Origin of the sequence: Winogradskyella sp. HaHa_3_26 (assembly GCF_019278425.1) — a bacterium.
GTDB lineage: Bacteria > Bacteroidota > Bacteroidia > Flavobacteriales > Flavobacteriaceae > Winogradskyella > Winogradskyella undariae.
Genome location: NZ_CP058981.1, coordinates 35,183 through 57,686, shown reverse-complemented (window position 1 = coordinate 57,686; position 22,504 = coordinate 35,183). Strand labels below are relative to the sequence as shown.

Genomic DNA, 22,504 nt, shown 5'->3' with positions numbered 1-22,504 from the left:
TCAGAATTAAAAGTTGACTCTAAAGTCGCAACCTGTTTTGTAATTGCTACAACCAAAAGCTGTTTTTCCTTTTAAAACCTTCCCTGTTTTACATTTAGGACAAACATCACCAGCTTTAATAGCTGTTTTTTTAGGTTCGAATTTTAATTTGAAAGCCTCATCAAATCTGATTAATCCTTCTTGTGTTTGACCATCGATTTTAAACCCTTTTAAATTTACAGTCGATCCTTTGGTTATTAATCTAATAAATTGCTTTTCTGAAACCTTTTTATCTCCAAAACTAAAAGGTAGTGTAAAGTCACAAGATTTTCCATAATGACTACAGCCATAAGCTGATTTTCCTTTTAATAAAGCACCGGATTTACATTTTGGGCAAGAACTACCTACAAGTGTTTCGGTTTTAGGTTTTGTTTTAGACTTCGCTTTAGATTTAGAAGTCGTCGTAGTTTTGTTATTTACAGCAGAAATACGGGTTTGTACTTGTTCGCTTCTTACTTCGTAAACTAGTGCATCAACCATGCGTTTCATACCTTTTATAAAAGCACTAGCGCTGATTTTACCTTTTTCAATATCTTTTAATTGCTTCTCCCAGGTTCCTGTAAGTTCTGCAGATTTTAAAAGTTCATTTTTAATGGTATCGATAAGCTGAATCCCTGTTATAGTTGGTAGAATCTGCTTTTTATTTCGTTTGATGTACTTACGTCTAAATAAGGTTTCTATAATATTAGCTCTTGTAGATGGACGACCAATACCATTTTCTTTCATTAAATCCCTTAATTCATCATCATCAACTTGTTTACCTGCAGTTTCCATTGCACGTAGTAATGTTGCTTCTGTAAATTGGTTAGGTGGCTTTGTTTGTTTCTCTAAAAATGAAGGTTGATGTGGTCCTTTTTCTCCTTTAACGAATGTAGGAAGTAAGGCGTCTTCTTTTTTGTTAGACTTTTCTGTTTCAAAAACAACGCGCCAACCTTTAGAAAGAATCTCTTTTCCTGTCGTTTTAAAATTAACTTCTGCAGCTTTTCCAATGACAGTTGTATTCGAAACTTTACAATCGTCATAAAATACCGCAATAAAACGTTTTACAATAATATCATAAACCTGCTGTTCATTGTATTGTAAATGCGTTTGCATTCCTGTCGGAATTATAGCGTGGTGATCGGTTACTTTTTTATCATTAAAAACTCTTGAAGACTTCTTAATTTTTTTGTTAAGTACAGGAGCTGTAAGCGCTGAGTAATCAGTTAATTTAGATAAAATGCCTTGTACTTTAGGGTAAACATCATTGGGTAAAAAAGTGGTATCAACTCTTGGATAAGTTACCGCCTTTTTTTCATATAATTTTTGCGCTATCTTAAGCGTGTCATCTGCAGAAAATCCAAATTTGGTGTTACAATACACCTGCAATCCTGTTAAGTCAAATAACTTAGGGGCGTATTCTGTTCCTTTCTTTTTGGTGGTAGAAACAATTTCAAATTCATCTTCTTTTACTTTGTTTGCCAGAATCTCACCATCTTCCATTTTAAGAAAACGACCTTCTTCATAACTAAAAAGTGTATCTCTGTAAAGTGTTTGTAATTCCCAATACGGTTGTGGTACAAAATTTTCAATCTCTTTAAAACGATTAACAAGCATGGCTAGAGTAGGAGTTTGAACTCTTCCTACCGAAAGTACTTGTTTGTAACCTCCATGTTTTACAGTATATAAACGTGTAGCGTTAATCCCTAAAAGCCAATCGCCAATGGATCGCGAAAAACCGGCGTAATAAAGATTATCATAATCTTCAGAGGGCTTTAAGTTTTTAAAACCTTCTTTTATCGCTTCAGTTGTTAAAGACGAAATCCATAAGCGTTCTACTTTGCCTTTGTAATTTGCTTTATTAATCACCCAACGTTGAATGAGCTCTCCTTCTTGACCAGCATCCCCACAATTTATAACAACATCTGCTCTGTCAAATAAACTTTTTACAATTCTAAATTGCTTTTTAATACCATCATTGTTAGAAACCTTTACCTCAAATTTTTCTGGTAACATGGGTAAGTTGTTAAGATCCCAACTCTTCCAGTAAGGTTTATAGTCAACAGGTTCGTAAAGCGTACAAAGATGTCCAAAGGTATAAGTTACTGCATAGCCATTACCTTCATAGTAACCATCATGCTTTGTTGTGGCTCCTAATACTGATGCAATTTCTCTTGCTACACTTGGTTTTTCGGCAATACAGACTTTCAAATTCGCTTATTTTTTTGCAAGCGCAAAAGTACAGAATTTTATAAATTATATTTTGGTTTTAGCACTATAAAAGCAATCTCTGACCTATTTTTAATTTAGAACTCTTTTTTATAGCGTTGCTATTACATAATGCGGCAATAGAAGTATTATTTTTTCTAGAAATATCATAAAGTGTATCTCCTTTTTTAACCACATAATATTTAGGGAGTTTTGCTAATCTTACTAATTCTTTAGCTTCATCTGCCGATTCTATTACATTAACCTCAGTGGCATATCTAGAATTATGGAATCTAGCATAGGTCCATTTTTGAGTTACCCAAACATGTTGAGATCTAATCTCATTTTTAGGAGAAAAATCGAAAAGATATTCAGGATAAATAGATTCTCCTTTGTAACTTAATTCTAAGTGTAAATGACTTCCTCTAGAATTACCTGTATTACCACCTTTAGCTATAAATTGTCCTCTTTGAATGGTATCATTAACCTTCGTTTCAATTTTAGATAAATGAGCGTAAGTTGATTCTACTCCATTATAATGACGTATAACTACAGTGTATCCGTATCCATTAACGTATTTTGCTAATCTAACAATGCCGTCAAGTACAGCAACAACAGAATCTCCTGTAACTAGGTCAATATCAATACCATTGTGTGCGCGTCCTCCTCGCCATCCATAATGAGAGGTAATTACTTTTTTATGTAAAACAGGTGAAGTGTAAGTGCTATCGCTAAATTTAATTTCTAACGGAAAGGCATGAAGATCATTACGATAAGGGTTAAATACAAAATTATCCCAATTTTCAGCTTTAATATCAATGGTATCAATATTTAAAGTAACTAAAGGGATTTCAATAGTTTCTGGTATGTTACTTTTATTAAAGTTAACGGTTGGTAATTCTATTTTTATAAAATTGGCAAGTGAATCTTGTTGAGCGAATGAAAAAGAAGCCATGCAAATAAAGGCAAAGCAAAAAAGAAGCTGTTTCATAGAGGGGATTGATGATTTCTAGCATTTGAAACGCAAATATAAAATAATTATTATGCCATTATTTTTTTATCATAAATAGTAATCTTGATTAACATTTTGTTAAGGTTTTAGATTTTGTCTCTATTGAGTATAAATGCTTGTGACAGAATGAATTTTGTAAAAAGAATCTTCAAAAAACACGCTTTGTTAATGAAAGCATAAATCTTAAAAAAGAAAAATTATGCACCTAAAAATTAATATTTCATATTAAGTTTATAAAGCAACTATTGGGTTGAAGCTTTTTTTGTGTCTTAAAGTGTTGTAAATTTGCAGCTTCATTTAAATCTTCAAATCTTCGAAACTAAATTTATGTCTCAAGCAAGTCAAGCTCTTCAAGAAAAGAAAACGGATAAAGAATTATATGACTATCAACAAGGAGCTATTAATCAAATCTTTGAAAAATTTGATACGGAACGTGATGATTATCACTTGCTTTATCAATTACCAACAGGTGGTGGTAAAACGGTAATCTTCTCTGAAATGGTACGTCAATATTTAAAACATCACAATAAAAAGGTGTTAATAATGACGCACAGGGTTGAGCTTTGTAACCAAACAGCTAAAATGTTGAATGGCTTTGGTGTGACTAATAAAGTGGTGAATAGTAAGGCTAATTTAGATGATCAAGGTGATTATTCTTGTTTTGTAGCCATGGTTGAAACCTTAAACAACAGATTAAATGATGGTGTTTTAGATATTTCGGATGTTGGATTGGTGATTATTGATGAGGCGCATTATAATTCTTTTACAAAGCTTTTTAAGTTTTTTGAAAAATCATTTATTTTAGGAGTTACTGCAACACCTTTAAGTTCTAATAAAGAGTTACCGATGAAGGATAACTATGACGAACTTATTACAGGTGAAACGATTGAAAACCTTATTGAAAATGAGTTTTTGGCTAGAGCTGAAACTTATGCTTATGATATGGGGTTAACATCTTTAGAGATTGGTTCTAATGGTGATTATACGGTAAAGTCTTCTGAAGATTTATACTCAAGTCCTTCAATGTTGCAAAAATTAGTTGATGCTTATAAAAGACATTCACTAGGTAAAAAAGCACTTATCTTTAATAATGGTATTAATACATCTATAAATGTATATTATGCTTTTAAAGAAGCAGATTTACCTATTATGCATTTAGATAATACAGCTACAAAAAAACAACGTAAACAGATTTTACAATGGTTTCATGAGACGCCAGATGCGATTTTAACTTCTGTAAGTATTTTAACAACAGGTTTTGATGAGCCAACAATTGATACTATTATATTAAATAGAGCCACAAAATCATTGACCTTATATTACCAAATGATTGGTCGTGGATCTCGTATTTTAAATAATAAATCGAAATTCACAACGATTGACTTAGGAAACAACTTACATAGATTTGGACCCTGGGGTGCTGATTTAGATTGGCAAACAATTTTTAAGTCCCCCAATTTTTATGCAGATCGTATTAAAGATGATGAAGCAATTGAATCTAACTTTAAGCACGACTTATCTGAGGAAGTAAAAAAAGAATTTTCTAAGTCTGAAGATACATATTTTGATATTAAACAAACGTATAAGGACGCTGTGGTTGCAGGTGAATCTTCAAAAGTAGTTCTTGAACGTTCTATAGAGCATCATGCTAAAATCTGTATTGAAAACAGTGAAGATGTTTATGATGCATTAGCTTTATCTAAACTATTGAAAGATGACATTAATCAACGTATAGAAACTTATGCAAAATGTATCAGTAGAAGCACCTATAATTTCTTAAAATGGTTAAAAGATGATTATCAGAAAAAATTAAGTTCTTATTTAAGAACTAATTTTGATGAGAAATTTGAAGAAATACATGGTTTCCCCCCTGAAGATTAAGACAATATTAAGCTCTGAGATTAAAAAATAATAAAATAGTTCTTGTCCAAGAAATTAGTGTAATTTCGCGCCTCAAAATAAAGCACTTAACATGAAACGCATTAAGCAGTACAAAACACTCTTTTCTGTAGAGGGACCTCTAGATTTAAAGACCTTAAAGAAAACCTATAGAAATCTTGTAAAAGAATGGCACCCAGATAAATTTCAAGATGGTGATGAAGGACAAGAAGAAGCAGAATTAAAAAGTGTTGAAATTATTGATGCTTACCATTTTCTAGTGAGTATTGCTCCTGAGACTAAGGCTGCAAACTTAGAAGAATATAATAAAACTATTATGGAGTCTAGTATTGTAGATTTTCAACATAAAGGTTTATTATTAGAAATAACATTTTTAGACGGTGCAACTTACGAATATTTTGGAGTGCCTAAAAATGTGTTTATAAAGTTTTTAAACTCAGATAAACAAATGCGATTTGCAAGACGTAGTATCTTCAACTCGTACACCTACAGAAAGTCTAAGAAAGAAACTCAAGACGCATAAGTTTAGAGTAGAAGTAGTCCTTATATAGTTATGAGCCACGATAAATCCGATAAATCAGAAGAAATCTCAGCAAAAGAGATTGAAAGTTGTATTTCTATTTTAGAACGATTAATTGCTGATACAGATCAAATTTTCGAAATCCCAAAAGAACAGCGTACCGCTTTAATTAAAGCTTCGGGTCTATTATCGCGCCCAAGCAGAGAAGAGTTTTCACGTCGTAAAAAGGATGGGAAAAAAGCAGCGAAAAGAAAACAAGCTGCTCGTGATAAAAATGCTCGTAAGGAAACAGGGATTAGAAGTGCAAGAGAATCTCATGTCTTTGTAGCACCTAAATTTTTACCCGAAGCCGACTTAAAAAAGAAGGATCAATTTGAATTAGAGTCACCAAGAAACTGTTACGTTTGTAAAAAAATGTTCACCAAATTGCATCATTTTTATGATACAATGTGTGAAGAATGTGGTGATTTTAACTACGCTAAACGTTTTCAAACCGCAGATGTTAAAGGTCAAGTAGCCGTTATTACAGGTTCTCGATTAAAAATTGGTTATCATATTACTTTAATGTTATTACGTGGTGGGGCAACTGTGATTGCAACAACACGTTTTCCTGTAGATTCTGCCTTACGTTTTTCTAAAGAAGAAGATTTTACAGAATGGGGACATCGTTTAAAAATTCATGGTTTAGATTTAAGACATATACCAAGTGTAGAGATTTTCTGTAATTTTATAGAACAACGCTACGAAAGGCTTGATATTCTTATTAATAATGCGGCACAAACGGTTAGAAGACCTTCTGGTTTTTATAGCCATTTAATGCCAAATGAAGAGCGACCAATTGAAGAGTTGCCTAAATTTGCACGCGATTTACTAAATGATCATACCGAATGTTTAGTAGAATTAAAGGAATTAACGTCGGGTGCTTCACCTAATAAAAACATGCCTGTAACTTGGCATGGACCAGAACCAGGAATCGGATTAAGAGCTTCGGCTAAATTATCTCAAATTCCTTATAGTTTTGATAATACTTTGGTATCACAAGAAGTTTTTCCAGAAGGAGAATTGGATGCCGATTTACAACAAGTCGACTTAAGAAAAACCAATAGTTGGAGATTAAAACTTGGTGAAATTGAAACCACTGAAATGATTGAAGTTCAGTTGGTTAATTCTGTTGCGCCATTTGTATTGTGTAACCGCTTGTCTGAGGTCATGAAAAAGAACCCTACAGGTCAAAAACACATTATTAACGTATCTGCAATGGAAGGAAAGTTTCATTCTTTCTTTAAAGAAGACCGTCATCCACATACTAACATGGCAAAAGCTGCTTTAAATATGTTAACGCATACGGCAGCAGGTGGTTTAGCTAAAGAAGGTATTTATATGAATGCAGTTGATACGGGTTGGGTAACTGACGAAGATCCTGCAGAATTAGCAAAAAGAAAACAAGATTTACACGATTTTCAACCCCCTTTAGATATCGTAGATGGTGCAGCTCGTGTTATGGATCCTCTTTTTGATGGTATTAATACAGGGAAACATTGGTCTGGTAAATTCTTAAAAGATTATAGACCTATTAGTTGGTAGTTTAAATATCGACCACATACTCTTATTCCGATTTATAACGTCATTTTGAAGGATGAAAAATCGTAGTGAGAACACATCTTATTAGAAATTCTTATTTTCGAGTAAATTTGACGCATTTTCAATCGTAAAATTTACTCGAATTGACGAATTTCATCAAAAGAACAAATTACCTTTGCATCATAATAAAAATATAATGAAAACATTTTCAGAATTAGGGATTAAGAAATCCTATATAAAAGGTTTAAAAGAACTTAACATTGTAAATCCAACGGAAATACAAGAAAAAGTTATTCCTATTTTATTAGAATCTAAGACAGATTTAATTGGTTTAGCGCAAACAGGTACTGGTAAAACAGCTGCTTTTGGTTTGCCTGTTTTACATTCAATAAATACAAAAAATTCTGATGTTCAGGCTTTAATTATTGCACCTACGCGTGAGTTGGTGCAACAAATACAAAAGCAATTGTTTCGTTATACCAAATATATTGACGAGAAGATTTTCTCTGAAGGTGTTTACGGTGGTGAAAAGATGGATAAGCAAATTAAAGCTTTAACAAGAACAACACATATTGTAGTCGCAACGCCAGGACGTTTACTAGATTTAGTAGAACGTGGAGCTGTTGATATTTCTAATGTGAAAACCTTGATTTTAGACGAAGCAGACGAAATGCTAAGCATGGGGTTTAAAGAAGATTTAAACAAAATATTAGCCTACAATACCAAGAAAAGGAATACATGGTTGTTTTCTGCAACGATGCCAGAAGAAATAAAACGTATTGTAAATACTTATATGTCACCAAATGCAATTAAGATTGAGGTGAATAAAAATGCTTTGGTAAACGAAAATATTTCACACCATTACATCCATACCAATATTAAGGAAAAGTTGAATATGATTATTCGTATCATAGACAAACGTCAGGAAGAACGAGGAATCATTTTTTGTAGAACAAAAGCAGGGACTAAAGCTTTGGCATTACAATTAAAAAACGAAGGTTTTGCTGTAGATGCCTTAGAAGGCGATATGCAACAAAAAGATCGTGATAAAGTTATGCGTGCTTTTAAGAACGAAACGCTTCAAATATTAGTGTCAACAGATGTTTCTGCTCGTGGAATTGACGTGAATAATTTAGGTTTTGTATTACACCACCAACTACCAGAACAATTAGATTATTACACACATAGAAGTGGAAGAACAGCAAGAGCAGGTAAAACAGGGCAGTCTATTGCTTTAATTATTCCTGGTGAAATGCAGAAAGTAATCGATATTCAATCGGCATTAGGAATTACATTTAGAGAATTAGCGATTTAATAATTGCTATTAATTTAATTATTTGTTATTTAAATACTTAAAAGAGATTAACTAAAGTTATGGTTAATCTCTTTTTTTTGTTCAAATAAGTGATTTTAGTGTCGTAATTTATATATTTAATAGGCTCTAAATTAGTTGTAAGATATACGATATATAATTTTGTTATTCCTGTTGAACTAGAAATTCACAACTGGTCTACCTCTAAATTATTTAAGAGAAATAGCAACACTTGAAGATTGCATTACTTTGTTTGATTTTCGAATTTAAGTATTACCTTGTGTCTCTATAAACTATATATATTATTTACATCAATGATCTCACTTTCAATAGAAGACATCAACGCCTTCGTTAACGGCGAAGTTGTAGGAACAACAACACATAAAATTACTGGATTAGAGCAGATTCAAAAAGCAACAGAAAATCAGGCAACCTTTATTGGTAATCGTAAATTTGCAGCCCTTTGGAAAGATTCTAAAGCAAGTTTAGCCATTATTAATAATAACATTGATTTAGAACCTGGTGAGAATCGTGTATTGATTAAAGTTAAGAATGCCGATTTAACAATGGCCAAATTACTGGAGTCATTTACTCCTGCAACACCTCACTTTGAAGTAGAAATTCATCCTTCTGCAACTATTGATCCTTCTGCAATAATAGGAGAAGGAAGTAGAGTTGGAGCGGGGTCATATATTGGTAAAGATGTTGTACTTGGCAAAAATGTAACCATTTATCCTAATGTAACTATTTTAGATGAAACGACGATTGGAGATCATACGGTCGTTTGGTCTGGGACCGTTATTAGAGAACGTTCTGAGATTGGTAGCTATTGTATTTTTCATAATAATGTAAGTATTGGCGCTGATGGTTTTGGATATCGTCCAAGTGATGACGGAAGTGGTTTAGTTAAAATTCCACATATCGGTAATGTTGTTATCGGTAATGCTGTTGAAATTGGAGCAAACTCTTGTGTAGATCGTGGTAAATTTAGTTCTACAATATTAGGTGATGGCTGTAAGATTGATAATTTGGTGCAAATTGCACACAATTGTGTTCTTGGTCGTTCTTGTATTATGGCAGGAAGTTCAGGACTTGCAGGTTCTGTAACGCTTGGTGATGGTGTAATGATTGGAGGATCTGCATCTATAAAAGATCATACTACAATCCATTCTGGTGCAACTGTTGGTGCTGGTTCTGGTGTTATGAATGATGTTGCAGCAGGAAAAACTGTTTTGGGGTATCCGGCGGTTGATTCTAGAGAAATGTTAAAACAATGGGTGGCATTAAGAAAGTTAGCACGTTAGGTGATTTAAATTATTGGCACTATATTTGACTACTATATAATAATTATTAAATAAATAGATTACAATGAGTACAGGAACAGTAAAATTCTTCAACGACGACAAAGGATTCGGTTTTATTACAGAAGAAGGTTCAAACAAAGATCATTTTGTCCATATTTCTGGATTAATCGATGAGATTCGCGAAGGTGATGAAGTTGAATTCGAACTTACAGAAGGAAAAAAAGGTTTAAACGCTATTAATGTTAAAGTTATCTAAGATATCTTTTAACTAAGTTTAAAAGCCCATCACATATATGTGATGGGCTTTTTTTATCTTATGAATTTCGTTATTATTAACCGATCATTATTGATTTTGCGTTTACAAATTCTTTCATCCCAAATCCGCCGTGTTCTCTACCAAACCCAGAGTCTTTTACACCTCCAAATGGCATATTAGGATAGGCTGTACCAAATTTATTAATAAAGACCATACCTGTATCAAAATGTTTTTCGGCTAGTTCTATGGCGTGGTCTACATCTTTAGAAAAGATGCCTCCACCCAATCCAAAACGGCTATCGTTGGCAATACGCATGGCGTCCTCTTCATCCTTAGCTCTTATTAGTGCTGCTGCAGGTCCGAATAATTCATCATCATAGGCCGGTTGTCCGCTGGTAACGTTTTCTAAAACCGTTGCAGGATAAAAGAAACCTTCACCTTCTGGTATTTTACCACCACAAAGTAGTTTCGCTCCATTTTCAATACTCTTTTTTACTTGTTCATGTAAGGTGTTTCTAAGATCTTCTCTTGCAATAGGGCCTAATTTGGTGTCGCTGTCCATAGGGTTCCCCATTTTAAGATCTTTCATCGCTTTTACAAAGGCTTCTTTAAACTCATCATAAACAGCATCAACCACCACAAATCGCTTAGCTGCGATACAGGTTTCTCCATTGTTATAGATTCTTCCCATGACACAGGTTTTTACTGCCAACGCTATGTCAGCATCTTCTAAAACAATGTACGCATCGTTACTTCCTAATTCTAGAACTGATTTTTTCAATGCTTTTCCTGCTTTTTCGCCAATAATCTCGCCGGCTTTAGGACTTCCTGTTAAGGTGATTCCTCTCACTAATTTATTATTAATCACTAAATCAGATTGGTCGTGGTCTATCAATAAGACACTAAATAAGCCTTTTGGCAGTCCTGCTGTTGTAAATATCGATTCTAATAATTTAGCAGTTCCTGTTACATTGGCAGCATGTTTTAATAAAATGCTATTTCCTGCCATTAAATTTGTTATGGTGTAACGGATGACTTGATATGAAGGATAATTCCAAGGTTGAATACCGTAAATAACACCAATAGGAGCGTAGGTAATAATGCCTTTACTGCCATCTTGTAATTTTCGTTCTTCATTCTTTAAGAACTCTGAAGCATTATCAGCTGAATAATCACAAATACCAGCGCATAAATCCACTTCTTGCTGACTCTGTGTTAGGAGTTTTCCCATTTCACTAGTCATAAGTTCTGCCAATTCAGGTTTATAATTTAGTAATTCCTTTCCTATGGCTTTTATGATTTTTCCACGCTCATTATAAGACTTCGATTTCCAATTTAAAAATGCTTTGTGAGATTTATCAATGGTGTTTTTTACGTCTTCATCTGTCATATAAGTATATGACGTCAAGGTTTTTCCTGTTGTAGGGTTTATAGTTGTAATGTCGTTTTTAATTGCAGTCGTTTTCATAATTCTCTTTCTTTTTTAATTCATATCAAAGGTCTACATCTATTAAGGAAACTATTGACAGTATCCCTAAAACTATTGACGGATATAAGAATAGATGATTTTGTGAGGTGTTTTATAAGAATTTTAGCTTTCGCATTAATAGAATTTGCAAACGAGACAACATGTGCGCTGCATAATATCTAATTTAGAGCATTCCGATATTGGAATTGAAATTATTGAATCATAAAAAATAAAAAGACATGTTAAAACCAAGACAGAAAACACCAGATTTAACCATAAATTTAACGAATGGAACAGAGTGGACACTAAGTAAACAAGATCCAGAAGCGTTTACAATGATTATTGTTTATCGAGGTCTTCACTGTCCAGTGTGTAAAACATATTTAGAGGAATTACAAACTAAGTTACCAAAGTTTAAAAAACTAGGTGTTAATGTAATAGCTATTAGTAGTGAAACGAAAGCATTAGCTGAAAAAACAACTAAGGAATGGGCGATAGGTGATGTGCCATTAGGGTATGAATTCCCTATAGAAGACGCTAGAGAATGGGGCTTATTTATATCGAAAGGTATCAAAGATGAACCTGAAACATTTATAGAACCTGGTTTATTTATTATAAAACCTAATCAAGAATTATATTGCGCCTCTATACAAACGATGCCATTTGCAAGACCTGCATTAGACGATGTTATTAATGCCATTAAATTTGTGTTAAGTAAAGATTATCCGGCTAGAGGAGAAGCTTAATCCATAGTATCACTTTATATATACGTAAAGTCTTTCATTAGGCTTTACGTATTTTTTATTATTAAAATATGACAGAAAAACCTAAGTTTAAAATACAACATTTACCAAAACTGTTAGTTTCTGCAGGCAAATCGTGGTTTGATGGAGAACCCTTTCAACTCAGTGCTATTGTGGCTTATTATGCTGTATTGTCTTTGCCTGCCTTAGTGATTATTATTTTGAAAGTGGTGGGGAGTTTTTGGGGAGAAGAATTGGTACAAGGCGAATTACTAAGCGAAATCTCACAAGCTATTGGTCCAGATGCCGCAGACGCTATTAGAACAATGATTGAAAACCAAAGCGGAGAAAAGACCAATATTTTTGCTACAATTATAGGTGTTGGAACCTTGCTTTATGGTGCTACAGGTGTGTTTTTTCAGCTACAATCGGCATTAGATACCATTTGGGAACAAGAACCTTCTTATAAAAATAACATAGTAGCCACATTAATGAGTCGTGTGAAGAGTTTTGGATTTATCCTAATTCTTGGATTTTTATTGCTAACCAGTTTTGTATTAACCTCATTATTAAGCACCTTTAGCAAACAACTCAATCGGTTTTTGCCCGACAACTTATTTGATTATCTGTTTATTGTTGATTTTTTAGTTTCTGTAGGCTTCATTTATTTATTGTTTGCAACGATGTTTAAATATTTACCATCTGCTAAGATTAAATGGAAATCTGTGCGTACAGGTGCTGCATTAACAACGTTTATGTTTTTAATTGGTAAATATCTATTGGCTTTATATTTTAATACCATGGAACCTGGGTCTACATACGGAGCTGCGGGTTCAATTATTCTAATTATGCTTTGGGTATCTTATTCTTGTTTAATCTTGTTGTTTGGTGCACATTTTACCAAGCAATATGCTGACCAATATGTAGAAGGAGACTATATCACAGGGTAGCTATCGGTTGGTTTTGTGTTTTTCGTGCTGCCTTTTTTTTACCAATAAAGGCTGCTTCTCAAAACAAACGCCTATTTTTGCTGTCTTTTTAAACGTATTTCGACTCATTAAGAAAGCATATTAAACCCCGCAGTAATTAGACGCTTCGTGTCTCTTATTAAACATTATGGCAAAATTAGATAAAAATGGATTAAATAAAGGATCCCGAACGCTACTACTTATAGGTGTTTTATTTGTGGCTGTAAATTTAAGACCAGCACTTTCTAGTATTGGACCGTTAATAGACATGATTCGTTTTGATGTTAAGCTATCTGATACTTTATTAGGCTTACTAACTACTTTGCCATTACTTGCATTTGCAGTGGTTTCTACTATAACACCTTTATTTACTAAACGTTTTGGTATTGGTATCACTATTTTTGGATCATTGGTTTTATTAGCATTAGGTATTGTAATTCGTTCTGTTGGTGGTATTTTTAACCTGTATTTAGGGACCATTTTATTAGGTATAGCTATTGCGTTTGGAAATGTATTGATCCCAGCATTAATTAAAAGAAACTTTGCTCATAAAGCCGGATTTGTCACCAGTTTATTTACCGGAATTTTATCACTAGGTGCAGCTTTTGCATCGGGCTTAAGTGTGCCTTTGGCTATAGAGCTTAACCTCGGTTGGCGAGGCTCATTAGGTATTTGGGCTATTTTAGCTGCATTAGCTGTTATTGTTTGGATTCCTAATGTTAAGCGTATTAAACGATTCCCTCCAAACCGAAGCTTTAAAGTGGCTATGAGAAAATTGAGCGGTTCGTTATTAGTTTGGAGAATTGCTTTTTATATGGGGCTTCAGTCTGCTGCATTTTATGTGACTATAGCTTGGTTACCATCTATTTTAATAGATAGGGGGTATGACGCAGCATACGCAGGGTGGATGCTTTCATTATGTCAAGCTACAGGTATTATTGGTGCTATTTTGGTACCTATGTGGGCCGGATCAAGAAAAGATCAGCGCTTGGTTATTTTGACTTTAGGTGTTATTGAAATTATAGCGTTTGCTGGTTTAATGTTTCCTGGAGGAGATGGTATGGTTGGACTTTGGATTGGACTTTTAGGTATTGCACTTGGTGGTACTTTTGGATTGGCTTTGTTGCTGATTGTTTTACGATCTGAAGATGCCGAAACTGCCGCAGAACTTTCTGGTATTGTACAATCTATTGGTTATTTTATTGCAGCTGCAGGACCATTTATCGCTGGAGTTATTTTTGATTTAACAGCCGTTTGGGATTATACTTTAGTTTTATTAATTGTATTTGGTATTGTTAAATTGATTCTAGGTATTAATGCTGGTAAAGATCTTAAGGTTTAAACGTTATTAAAGTTATCTAAGATATCTTTTTAACCTAAATATTGAAACTCATCATTATAGTGATGGGTTTTTTATTTTAAAATTATATAATAAGCAGTAGGTCTTTTTTGATTTTAATATGCTACAATAAACAGTATTTGGAGTGAAGTATCTTATTTTACAAAGTCTATTTTACATAATATAAATTATAGGACAAACTATAACAATTAGCGTAATAGCGCATTTTAGCGCTATTTGACATAATCTTAGTTCTAGTGACACGCAGTGTCATTTAAAACAAACTTTTGAAATAATTGCGTATCCAACTAAAACCATCCACTGGATGCTTTTAGTTGAATAGTATGTAAAATGTCCGCTGTCAAACGCTCGGTTGCTTTATAAAATCAAATTGCCCTGGCAATTTATTTTGTACACAATTATCCAACGCTTGCCAGCCGCACATAAAAGCTACGTTTTAGTAATCATTAAAATTTAGAGGTATTTGGATATTTGTACTATATATTTTTTTCTACGCGATTCTCATGGCATTCCATAAGAGCTAAAAATGTGTATTACTAACCCCTTAAAATCTTACGCTTCATTCACTATTGTTTTACCAAAATGATATGAGGTCGTATTGCCAATACATCATCTGGGTAAAAAGTCGCAGTATTATGAAACTAAGTTTTAAATTTATCTAAAATGTTTTCTTTACCATTTCAGAAGTTATTCCATCAATAACTTCTTTTCTCTCAAGTTTTGATTATTAGATTTTAAATATATCTCATTCCCAAGGTCTCTGATCAGTACCTCGAATAGAATCTTTATAATTAGATATCTCAACAATCATCTTTATTACCCCTTCGCCTTTTAATTTAACCGACACATATTTACCAGTTTCGCCCGTCACAATATAGCCATCAGGATTAGAACTTCTACTATGATTTTGCCAACCTAATCCTGTGTCGATACTATCTAATGATTTTCCATAAATAACTTTTATAATATCCGTTGGAAAAAGTTTTAAATTGGTGATTTTTCCTTTTTGTAGGCTTAACCCAGGGTGAATTATTTTCGGCTCCTTACTATTTAATAACTCAGAAACTTTGTTAACATAATTATTCTCGTTTTGAACTGAATCTCTAATTTCTTCAGGAGAATCTTTTATATTCTTTTCTTTTTGATTAAAAAAATCGATATTTCCTATAAACGATAATATAAGTAAAAGAACAAGGCTTGAAATTATGATAATACTCTTCTTTCTTCTCTTTCTTAACTTTATAGAAGTAAGTCTTTCTCTTAATAATTCTAATTGTTCTTTGCGTTCTTTTAGAACAGTATCATCAATTTCTATTTTTTTATTCTTTTTAAGGAATTTTAATGCTCCCAGACGACCACATTCTTGCAAGAATTGCTTTTCCTGTTCATTAAGACTAAACTGTAAAGTCGAAATAGGTTTTGGGTCAATGACAATGGTCTCTTCTTTATATTTTTCTAGTACTTCATTATCATTTGATTCAGTCCAAATGGATACTAAATTATTTAAGATATATTTTTTCTTTTTTCCACGAAAGTATTCATCACCTAAATATAGACCTATAAAATTTGTATTTGGATTTCCTTCAAGTAGTATCTCAACAGGATAATTATTTTGTGTACCTCCATCAAACACTTTATAACCATTATTTTGTTGTGGAGTAAACACAAATGGTATCGACATGCTACATCGCGCAGCAAATGCTGCTGGTGTCTCTTTAGTTTTTGGATCTAAGGAGTCATAGACTAATGCCTTTTTGCCTTGAGTACTAGCATAAACACTAACCCTATATTTTAGATTTTCTAGCTTTACTTCGCTACTAGATTCTAACTTTCTTGAAAGAAGTTCTTGCATCCAAAGGGTAAAAGTGTCCGCATTATATAAGCCACCTTTGAATATAAGATTGAAAATCTTATCAAAGAAAAACTTTGAATCTTTAAATTTATTAAAATTGTTTTTTTGTAAAATATCATTTAACTCGTCATGATTATATCCTGCGCCAAGTAAAATAGCCGAAATCGCTCCAGCAGATGTTCCTGCATACCAATTAAATTCATAGTATTTAGTAAGTTCTTCAAGTGCTCCAACATATGCAAGACCTTTAATGCCTCCGCCTTTCATTATTAATACAAAATCATTATTTTTATCCTCAATATCAGCTATTAAGTCTACGTTTTTGTTGCTAGAAATATATTCTATTTTATTCTTGATGGTTTCTTCCCAAAGAGCACTAGCGGTGTCATAGGTAATAACAACCCATCCATTTTGCTCAAACGCATTAGTTACTTCGCTTTTTAATTCAGAATATGCTGTTAAACCTATAATATGATTAGGCTTAACTATCTTTTCCCTCCTGTTCAATTCTCTCAAAAACGATAGACCAGCAAGTCGTTTAGGGTTTTCCCCTACTCTATTTGGTAGATTTAAGTCTAAAATCATTAAGTCAATTAATGGATTAGACCTTATTAAAGTCATTGCATCAGCCTTGTTTTTTGCTACTAAAAACTCAGGGGATTTATCAGTTTCATTAATAACCGTTTTGATCTTAGCAATCTTAAGATCAGAATCATCTACAATTAAAATAATCATACCGTAATTGAATCTATAAATCTTAATAAATTAATTTCCCATTCTGTTTGACCCGATTTATAATAAATATATCCTTTGTATAAATCTGAATATTTTTCAATTAACTCTTCATCTAAATCTTTTATTGACTTTGAGCCTCCATCAAATTCATTGTATTGCGTAACAACCATAACATTTGATGATTTTTTATATCTTTTCATTTCCTTTAAAATATCTCTACCACCAAAATTTCTAGGTTTTCCAGAAAAATTCCCTTCATCTTGATCATAGGTAGGAATACTCATATCTAATAAGATAAATTCAAAAGTGTCATTGAAAATATCCTTAAGACCACTTTGATAAGACTTCCTATGAATTAATTCTATTTCAGAATTAGTATATTTATCTGCTAAAAAATCTAAGATTTTTGATGCTTTAATTGGATCATCCTCTATTAATAAACCTTTCATATTACTAACTTATTTAGTTCAAAATTTATTTTAACTTCAAAATCATTTTTAGTGATTTTTGGTAGGAGAATAAAATCTTCTCTTTCCAAATCAACTGAAATACATTTACATATTTTTAAGAATCCAGAACCTTCTTCGAAACTTGAATTAATTCCTTCATTTTTATAATCTGCAACATTTTGTATTATCTTTTTTATCCTAGCTTTTAAATCGGCTTTATTAACAAGTTTAGAAAGATTATTTTTAATTGTTATCTCTAAATTATTTTTTATCAGAACAGCCTTAATATTTATTTTTAAATCAGAGCCTAAATCTTTGTTCTTACTTATTATATTATCAAATATGTTTATTAACATATCACCAAATGATTCAAAGTATTTTCCTTTAAATTTTAAGTCACATTCGATATCCATTTTTACTTGAGCAATATTTATAGAATTAGTATGAATGCTATTAATATAATCCAAACTATTTTGAAATATCATTTCTAATGGAAATTCTTCTATATATTGATTTTCAGAAACCTTAAACCATTTTAGCATCTGAGAAATTATTACTTGTATATCAGTTTTACAGCTAATAATTTCCTGTTTTATAGGGTTTATTTGATCTTCTTTTTTAGCGACCTCAGTGATATTGTTTTCTAACTCTTCTAACTTATTAAGAAAGGCTAATGCTAATTCTTTACCAATTTTCCTTCTTAAAACCGATAGGCAAATTTCTAATCTTCCATATAGTACATTAAAAGTTTCCAGTATAAAAAAATCATAATCTTCAATTTTCCCCATTCGATTATGATATAAAGCATACATTTCACCTTGACTAAAGTTAAAATCAAAAATATGCATGTAATTATCATCGAAACTATTTTTTATATTAATCCAAGATAATCCGTCTTCAATTAAAGCATCTATATTTCGAGAAAAGTCCTTCAGCAACTGCTGAATTTGAGAGATGGTATTTGGTTGGACCTCTAATTTATCATTCCAAAAAAGAATTTCTTTGTACTCATCTTTATTTGATTCTTTAGAGCTAATTAGATAATATTTATCAAATACGCTCCTTAGGACATTTGAAAAAGTACCATGTCGAATTCTCATGCTTAAAAAACTTCTGAAACCGTAATCTTCACTATAAATAAATTCTTGCCTTATTGTACTGAAAATATCTAAAAAATAATGATATCTTATCAACGGAACAGTTACTGCGTTTGGATCAAGTCTTGGATCTTTTGTTTCTAGATATTTAGGTAATTCTTTTTCACTTATAGGTTCTTTGAAGAAAAAAGTAACTACAATATTATCTTCACCAATTTCTTCATTAAATTTTAAAGATGTAATCGCTGGATATGTTATATCTGTTAACTCTAAGTATCTATCAAAGATTTCCGGAAGTTCGATAGCTAGATGTTTAATAATATTATTTGTATCTATATATATTCTACTTTCATGTATTTGTAAAAGACCTTTTCTTAAACTAGCGCCTTTAGTTATCTTTAGTATTTCACTATTGTATGGTTCTATCTGTTCCTTATTAATCGTTTTTAAAAAATTCAAAATTTTTATTCTCTCAGACTCTAAAACAGTAATTGAATTCAAATATGGGGAATCTTGTATGTTTTCCATAGTACATACTCTTTCAAGGAAATGTATAAGATTTTTTAAATTAAATTTTTTTATTATTGTAAATATTTCAGAGGGTTTTTCTAGGTCATTTGCAATTAAAAAATCCGCAATTCGATCATAAATAAGAGATTGGGATTGTTGATAAATTTCAAATAAATTTGGTATTGAAATATTTTTATACTCATCATAGTCGCCTAAATCTATAACAGAATTAATTATTTCTTGATCAAAAAAGTGGTCATATGCAACTTTATCCTTGAAAAATTTATCTGTAATTAAATCAGAGATTTTTGAATATTGATTATTTAATAAATAGGCTTTCACCAAAGTCTTACAAATCCAAGTATCGATAAATTTATATTTGATAATAAGTTCTTTTTGAGTATTGCTATATGATAAAATATCTTGAATAGCTTCATCAATTTTATTTTTACTCATCAAAAAACCTACTTTCAATCTAAACTTAAAAAAATTAGATTCTTTAATATCTTTTCCATCATTAAAATTTTTCAGATAATCGAAAATGACGTTACTACCAATTAAATTTAAAGATGTGTAGCTTTCTGCGTCATCAAAAATCGCATAAGAATTATATCTAAATGACTTACTTTCTAAATAAGACCTTTTCTTTATATCATCTGGAATATCTAATCGGTATTCATTAAACAAAAATTCCAAAATTGGAGTTGAAAAATTAAAATGACTAATTGAATAATATTTTTCTAACAATTTCTCTCTATTGTTCGTGTAAGCGTCTGTTTTAATAAGAATCTCTTGAATCAAAATAAGTATACTATACAACTCTGATTTTTCATCAACAGCATTTTCCAAACTTCTATTTGTATATATTAATGACTTAATATAAAAAATATATAAATCTGAAAAATGTGGTTGATTTTTAAATGTTAATTCGCATTGTTCAACCACCTTTTCAAATAAACCTTCAAAAAATAATGATTCAATATTTAAATAAATATTACAATCTATATTCTCTAAATCATACTTTTTATATCTATCACTAGTGATAAGTAATTTATTCCAAAAATTATCTTTAAATAGTTCTGCAAATTCTTCAATTAATTGATATATATACCCAAGTTTGTCTTGTTTAATTTCACTTTGAAATAAAGCTAAAGGCAATAGTTTCTTAAGACTATTATATCTGTCAATTACAGAAAAATTTGATTCATAGAAAGCTATAAATTGTAAGTCCATTTTATCACCCTTTTCTACGTATCGAGCAGGCTTTAATTTAAAGTCCACATAGTCAATTAAGTTTTTTAATTCTTGTGAATATCCTTTTTTATGTTGCTCAATTGATGCATCATATTGCCATGACGAGATACTTTTATCTACTCTTAACCTTGTGAACTCCAATAACACTAACAGTTTAAGTGTATTATTTTTTAGCGGTATTTCTTTTATTAACTCTTTATTGTATTCTGTTTCACCATTTAATTCATTTATATATAGCTTAGTTTGTAAACCATAATAGGAGAAGCACACTTCATTTTCTAATTTAGTTAGTAAATCATAGCATGTCTTTAAATCATTGTTTAAAATGGAAATTTGAATATTTTCATTAATATCTAGATAAGAATTTATTTCTTTAGCATACTTGTAAAGAACCTCAAAATACCATATAATCTCATCGTAAATATCAGATTTACTACTAAGTACTGAATCGATAGACGCAATATCCTTTGCTTCTTTTGGCAAAGGGTTATTGTAGGCATAATTTGTATATCTTTTTGATACTTTGGCTAAAATATAATCTCTTTGTTCTTGACTATAATTATACTTAAATTGGCCTATGAAATCATCTTTAGAGAACTTACCTTTTTTTAATTTACTGATTATATTTCTTTTTGCATCTCTGGAGTTTTTCATGAAATTATAAATAATCTAATTTTTCATAAATATATTAAAACAATATCATTCCACACACATTTTCATCCACTCCTCTGCCCTTTCGAAAAAGAGTGTTCCATTAACTGAGAAGAGAAACATAAGAGAAGAAAAAAATAAAGAAAAGTAATATTTAAGATGCGCTTTTAACTCAAATCGAGTTTGCGAGATTCATGAACTCAATAGTTTAAAATTAAAACCTTGTGAATAAAGCCCATGTTGTACATAGCGCAAGTACATTATAGGACAAACTATAACAATTAGCGTAATAGCGCTTTTTAGCGCTATTTGATATAATCATAGTTCTAGTGACACGCAGTGTTCTATAACGTTAATGATTATGTACAAGTGAATTGTTGGTTTAAAACAAAATGTTTCGATAAATCTTTATTTCCCGAAATAGCGCATTTTAGAGCTATTTGATATAATCATAGTTCTAGTGACACGCAGTGTTCTATAACGTTAATGATTATGTACAAGCGAATTGTTAGTTTAAAACAAAATGTTTCGATAAATCTTTATTTCACGAAATAGCGCTTTTGGGAGATATTTGATATAATGCCATCACAGTAATAACAAGGTTTATAGACTTATTAAGAAGATAAATTATACGCTAATAGGCGCTTTGTTTTTATAGAATTAACCACTATTACAATTACATATAAAAGGTTTTGTGAAATTATACGACCAAGATTTTATCTCAACAATCGCATAAGGCGAAAAAATGTTGAAGGTGCTATTTTTCAGGTAGCTGCAGCTGCAAGAAAAGGTGTTTTATCCCTTATTAATGGATGACACTACTTTTAAATAAAAATGAATACTAAAATTTAAAAAAAAACAAAAAAATGAATATTTTTAATAAAGTCAGTAATTTTATTGCCGCTGGGCTCATGGTATTTTTTGCAATACCAAAATTAATAGGAATAGAAAAAAGCGTTCAAGGATTTGAGCAATTCAAATCTTTAGTACCGCTAGATCCTACTGTTTTTAGACTATTTACGGGTGTTGTAGAACTTGTAATTGGGGTTCTTCTCCTTGTGTATGCTATTAAGAAGATTAATAGCTTAGGTAAATTAGCTTATTTTTTATTACTGTCTACGATGCTTGGTGGTTTAACAATGGAATTTTTTGCAAGACCAAAACCTGAAATGATGCTTGTGGTTATTGCTATAATACTTTCAGCCCTTTCTATATATAAACTAAAAACATTATTACGTAACTCATAGCAGTCTCAAAATTTAAGTCAGCTTCCACTCTATAATAGCTTATTGTTTTAATGCAGTATT

General features: G+C 31.4%; 16 protein-coding genes. 10 read left to right on the top strand and 6 right to left on the bottom strand.

The window, feature by feature from the left end; genetic code table 11:
• Positions 1 to 6 precede the first annotated feature (6 nt).
• Both H0I32_RS00225 and H0I32_RS00220 read right to left on the bottom strand, forming a co-directional pair.
• Positions 7 to 2,229, bottom strand: a complete 2,223-nt coding sequence (locus H0I32_RS00225; protein ID WP_179313096.1) for a type IA DNA topoisomerase — start codon at positions 2,227 to 2,229, stop codon at positions 7 to 9.
• A gap of 64 nt (positions 2,230 to 2,293) precedes the next feature.
• Complete coding sequence (locus H0I32_RS00220) at positions 2,294 to 3,181, bottom strand: M23 family metallopeptidase (protein WP_246293579.1); 888 nt, start codon at positions 3,179 to 3,181, stop codon at positions 2,294 to 2,296.
• A 384-nt stretch (positions 3,182 to 3,565) separates the two neighbouring features.
• On the opposite strand from H0I32_RS00220, the gene H0I32_RS00215 reads away from it, so the two are divergent.
• The 6 genes from H0I32_RS00215 (at position 3,566) to H0I32_RS00190 (ending at position 10,110) form a co-directional block, all read left to right on the top strand.
• Entirely contained in the window at positions 3,566 to 5,119 is a 1,554-nt protein-coding gene (locus H0I32_RS00215) for a DEAD/DEAH box helicase (RefSeq protein ID WP_179313097.1), read from the top strand.
• A 91-nt stretch (positions 5,120 to 5,210) separates the two neighbouring features.
• A complete protein-coding gene (locus tag H0I32_RS00210) occupies positions 5,211 to 5,660 on the top strand; it encodes a KTSC domain-containing protein (protein WP_173589108.1) in 450 nt (149 codons plus the stop codon).
• A gap of 30 nt (positions 5,661 to 5,690) precedes the next feature.
• A complete protein-coding gene (locus tag H0I32_RS00205; RefSeq protein ID WP_179313098.1) occupies positions 5,691 to 7,241 on the top strand; it encodes an SDR family NAD(P)-dependent oxidoreductase in 1,551 nt (516 codons plus the stop codon).
• Between the two features lie 193 nt (positions 7,242 to 7,434).
• Complete coding sequence (locus H0I32_RS00200) at positions 7,435 to 8,553, top strand: DEAD/DEAH box helicase (RefSeq protein ID WP_173589110.1); 1,119 nt, start codon at positions 7,435 to 7,437, stop codon at positions 8,551 to 8,553.
• 311 nt (positions 8,554 to 8,864) lie between these two features.
• A complete protein-coding gene (gene lpxD / locus H0I32_RS00195; protein WP_179313099.1) occupies positions 8,865 to 9,854 on the top strand; it encodes a UDP-3-O-(3-hydroxymyristoyl)glucosamine N-acyltransferase in 990 nt (329 codons plus the stop codon).
• Between the two features lie 64 nt (positions 9,855 to 9,918).
• Complete coding sequence (locus H0I32_RS00190) at positions 9,919 to 10,110, top strand: cold-shock protein (RefSeq protein WP_173589112.1); 192 nt, start codon at positions 9,919 to 9,921, stop codon at positions 10,108 to 10,110.
• Positions 10,111 to 10,186: 76 nt separating this feature from the next.
• Here H0I32_RS00190 and H0I32_RS00185 read toward each other — a convergent pair whose 3' ends face one another.
• Entirely contained in the window at positions 10,187 to 11,578 is a 1,392-nt protein-coding gene (locus H0I32_RS00185) for an NAD-dependent succinate-semialdehyde dehydrogenase (protein WP_179313100.1), read from the bottom strand.
• Positions 11,579 to 11,817: 239 nt separating this feature from the next.
• Between H0I32_RS00185 and H0I32_RS00180 the strand changes: the two genes are divergently transcribed.
• From H0I32_RS00180 to H0I32_RS00170, 3 genes are all read left to right on the top strand, one after another.
• Complete coding sequence (locus tag H0I32_RS00180) at positions 11,818 to 12,324, top strand: redoxin domain-containing protein (protein WP_173589114.1); 507 nt, start codon at positions 11,818 to 11,820, stop codon at positions 12,322 to 12,324.
• 68 nt (positions 12,325 to 12,392) lie between these two features.
• The gene (locus tag H0I32_RS00175; RefSeq protein WP_179313101.1) at positions 12,393 to 13,271 is read left to right on the top strand and encodes a YihY/virulence factor BrkB family protein; all 879 of its coding nucleotides are present in this window, start codon (positions 12,393 to 12,395) and stop codon (positions 13,269 to 13,271) included.
• Between the two features lie 166 nt (positions 13,272 to 13,437).
• Positions 13,438 to 14,631 carry a CynX/NimT family MFS transporter gene (locus tag H0I32_RS00170; protein ID WP_179313102.1) on the top strand — a complete coding sequence of 398 codons (1,194 nt, stop codon included), beginning with the start codon at positions 13,438 to 13,440 and terminating at the stop codon, positions 14,629 to 14,631.
• 763 nt (positions 14,632 to 15,394) lie between these two features.
• Here H0I32_RS00170 and H0I32_RS00165 read toward each other — a convergent pair.
• The 3 genes from H0I32_RS00165 to H0I32_RS00155 are packed head-to-tail and all read right to left on the bottom strand — an operon-like array spanning position 15,395 to position 21,200.
• Positions 15,395 to 17,236, bottom strand: a complete 1,842-nt coding sequence (locus H0I32_RS00165; protein WP_179313103.1) for a patatin-like phospholipase family protein — start codon at positions 17,234 to 17,236, stop codon at positions 15,395 to 15,397.
• Complete coding sequence (locus H0I32_RS00160) at positions 17,233 to 17,685, bottom strand: hypothetical protein (protein WP_179313104.1); 453 nt, start codon at positions 17,683 to 17,685, stop codon at positions 17,233 to 17,235. The genes H0I32_RS00165 and H0I32_RS00160 overlap by 4 nt, the downstream gene beginning before the upstream one ends.
• Positions 17,682 to 21,200, bottom strand: a complete 3,519-nt coding sequence (locus H0I32_RS00155; RefSeq protein WP_179313105.1) for a hypothetical protein — start codon at positions 21,198 to 21,200, stop codon at positions 17,682 to 17,684. The genes H0I32_RS00160 and H0I32_RS00155 overlap by 4 nt, the downstream gene beginning before the upstream one ends.
• Positions 21,201 to 22,063: 863 nt before the next feature.
• On the opposite strand from H0I32_RS00155, the gene H0I32_RS00150 reads away from it, so the two are divergent.
• Positions 22,064 to 22,444 carry a DoxX family protein gene (locus H0I32_RS00150; protein ID WP_179313106.1) on the top strand — a complete coding sequence of 127 codons (381 nt, stop codon included), beginning with the start codon at positions 22,064 to 22,066 and terminating at the stop codon, positions 22,442 to 22,444.
• The last annotated feature ends 60 nt before the right edge of the window (positions 22,445 to 22,504 follow it).